Genomic DNA, 3,082 nt, shown 5'->3' with positions numbered 1-3,082 from the left:
CCGGCGCGGTAGCCCAGGATCTGGTTGACGCTGCCGCTGGCCCCGGCCAGGGCGGCAAAGGCCACGATCAGCACCAGGCCGGTCAGCAGGGTGCGCTTCACGCCGATGCGGGCCGAGACCCAGCTGGTGAAGAACATCGCGATGCCGGTGATGAACAGGTAGCTGGTGAACAGCAGCATCGTCTGGGAGGCGCTGGCCTCCAGTTCGCGGCTGATGGCCGGCAGGATCGGATCGACCAGGCCGATCCCCATGAAGGAGACCATGCAGGCAAAGGCGATCGCCCATACCGATCCGGGCTGTCGCCATAGTGAGGGCTTGCTAGCGGTACTCGTGTGATCATCTTCTTTCTGTACGTTTGGTTCTCACAAAATTCGTGGGTGCCGGCCGCACCTCGCGCTTGTCGATCTTGACCAGGTCGGAGAAGATCTCCTCGATCTCCTTCTGGTTCAGCGTCTCGTGCTCCAGCAGCGCCAGCGCCAGCCGGTCGAGCACCGGACGGTTGTGGGTCAGCGCCCAGTACGCGTCGTCGTGCGCCGCCTCGATGAGCTTGCGCACCTCGTCGTCGACCAGCGAGGCCATCTCATCGGAGTATTCGCGGCTGCCGGCCTGGCCGTACATCGCATCCCCGGAGGAGGAGGACAGGCGCACCGCGCCGACCTTCTCGCTCATCCCGTATTCGGTGACCATCTTGCGCGCGGTGGCGGTGGCCTTCTCGATGTCGTTGCTGGCCCCGGTGGACGGGTCGTGGAAGACGATTTCCTCGGCCACGCGCCCGCCCATGGCGTAGGCCATCTGGTCCAGCAGTTCGTTGCGGGTCACCGAGTACTTGTCCGACTCGGGCACCACCATGGTGTAGCCCAGGGCGCGGCCACGCGGCAGGATGGTGATCTTGGTGACCGGGGCGGTCTGGTTCATGGCCGCGGCCACCAGCGCGTGCCCGCCCTCATGGTAGGCGGTGACCTTGCGTTCGTGCTCGTCCATCAGCCGGGTGCGCTTCTGCGGGCCGGGCCATCACCCGGTCGATCGCCTCGTCCAGGCGCGGTCATCGATCAGGTTCGCGTTGGAGCGCGCGGTCAGCAGCGCCGCCTCGTTCAGCACGTTGGCCAAGTCCGCGCCGGTGTACCCGGGGGTCTTCTTGGCCACCGCGGTCAGGTCCACGGACTCGTCCACGGGCTTGCCCTTCACATGCACCTTCAGGATCTGCTCGCGGCCCTTCAGGTCCGGGGCCTCGACCGGGATCTGCCGGTCAAAGCGGCCCGGGCGCAGCAGCGCCGGATCCAGCACGTCGGGACGGTTGGTCGCGGCGATCAGGATGACGTTGGTGGTGGCGTCGAAGCGTCCATCTCCACCAGCAGCTGGTTCAGGGTCTGCTCGCGTTCGTCGTTGCCCCCGCCGATGCCGGCGCCGCGGTGGCGGCCCACCGCGTCGATCTCATCGACGAAGATGATCGCCGGGGAGTTGTTCTTCGCCTGCTCAAACAGGTCGCGCACGCGCGAGGCGCCCACGCCGACGAACATTTCCACGAAGTCCGAACCGGAGATCGAGTAGAACGGGACCTGCGCCTCACCGGCGACGGCCTTGGCCAGCAGGGTCTTGCCGGTGCCCGGGGGACCGTAGAGCAGCACGCCCTTGGGGATCTTCGCGCCCACGGCCTGGAACTTGCCCGGCTCGCGCAGGAACTCCTTGATCTCGTGCAGCTCCTCCACGGCCTCATCGGCCCCGGCCACGTCCTTGAACGTCACCTGCGGCATGTCCTTGGTGATCAGCTTCGCCTTGGACTTGCCGAACTGCATGACCTTCGAGCCCCCGCCCTGGGAGCGGGCCAGGATGAACCAGAACAGGCCGGCGATCAGCAGGAGGGGATGATCACGCCCAGCATGGAGACGAACCAGTTGTTCTGCACCGGCTGGTCGGTGAACTTGTTCAGCTTCGCGCCGTTCATGGCGTCGATAACCTGCTCGCTGCGGGCCACCGAATAGTAGAAGGAGACGTTCTTGCCCTTGTCGACCCCGTCCACGTTCAGCGGATCCTTCAGCAGCAGGTCCACCCGCTGGTCCCCGTCGAAGATCTTCGCCTCGGCGGCGTTGCCCGAACGCAGCTGGTTCAGGCCCACCGAGGTGTCCACGCGCGCGCTGTTCTGCCCGAAAAGCATCGGCAGGAACAACAGCACGGCGGTGACCCCGACGAGCACCCAAATGATCCAGCTGTTAAAAAGTTTCTTGGTTTTCATCGATCCGGAGGTTCCCGTTCCCCCGCATCCCCCTCACGCACTTCATCCGACGTCCGGGCTACGCCATGTCTATCGATACTGATCAACGCACGCGGCGCACGAAAAGTTCCCTACTGGTAGATGTGGGGCGCCAGGGTGCCGATGCAGTCCAGGTTGCGGTACTTCTCCGCGTAGTCCAGCCCGTAGCCGACCACGAACTCGTTGGGGATGTCCATGCCCACGTACTTCACGTCGATCTTCACCTTGGCCGCCTCCGGCTTCTGCAGCAGGGTGCAGATTTCCACGCTGGCCGGGCCGCGGGATTCCAGGTTGGACTTCAGCCACGACAGGGTCAGCCCGGAGTCGATGATGTCCTCCACGATCAGCACGTGCTTGCCCATCAGGTCGGTGTCCAGGTCCTTGAGGATGCGTACCACCCCGGAGGACTGGGTGCCCGAACCGTAGGAGGAGACCGCCATCCAGTCCATGGTCACGTGCGACTTCAGTGCGCGCGAGAGGTCGGCCATGACCATCACCGCGCCCTTGAGCACACCCACCACGAGGATGTCGCGGCCTTCGTAGTCCTTGTCGATCTGCGCGGCCAGTTCGTTGATCCGGGCCTGGATCTCTTCCTTGGTGTACAGCACGTGGGCCAGATCGGCCTTGATCTCGTTCGAATCCACGAAGGTTCTCCTGAATGTAGAGGGGTGGTACCCCACTAGATTGCCACACTCCGGCCCCCAGTGTTTAGCCGGGTCTGGTGAAAACGATCACCGGACCGCGCCGGTAGCGTAGATCTCTCCCTCCAGCTGCACCGGGCCAGCCGAACGGCTCGCGCCGTGCCCAGTCCGGCCAGCTGCTGCAGCGCCGCGG

Annotated in this window: 2 protein-coding genes and 1 pseudogene; all 3 read right to left on the bottom strand. The window is 65.0% G+C overall.

Going from position 1 to position 3,082, the window contains the following annotated elements; genetic code table 11:
• Positions 1 to 278: MFS transporter (locus tag JCM19049_RS10515; protein WP_279402953.1), on the bottom strand; the 278-nt coding region annotated here is incomplete at its 3' end.
• A 109-nt stretch (positions 279 to 387) separates the two neighbouring features.
• A pseudogene (gene ftsH / locus JCM19049_RS10510) lies at positions 388 to 2,230 on the bottom strand (ATP-dependent zinc metalloprotease FtsH); the annotation flags it as partial.
• Between the two features lie 110 nt (positions 2,231 to 2,340).
• Positions 2,341 to 2,892 carry a hypoxanthine phosphoribosyltransferase gene (gene hpt / locus JCM19049_RS10505; RefSeq protein WP_054821563.1) on the bottom strand — a complete coding sequence of 184 codons (552 nt, stop codon included), beginning with the start codon at positions 2,890 to 2,892 and terminating at the stop codon, positions 2,341 to 2,343.
• Positions 2,893 to 3,082 lie beyond the last annotated feature (190 nt).

The organism is Arthrobacter sp. JCM 19049 (assembly GCF_001310435.1).
This window is presented reverse-complemented; position numbering and strand designations above follow the sequence as displayed.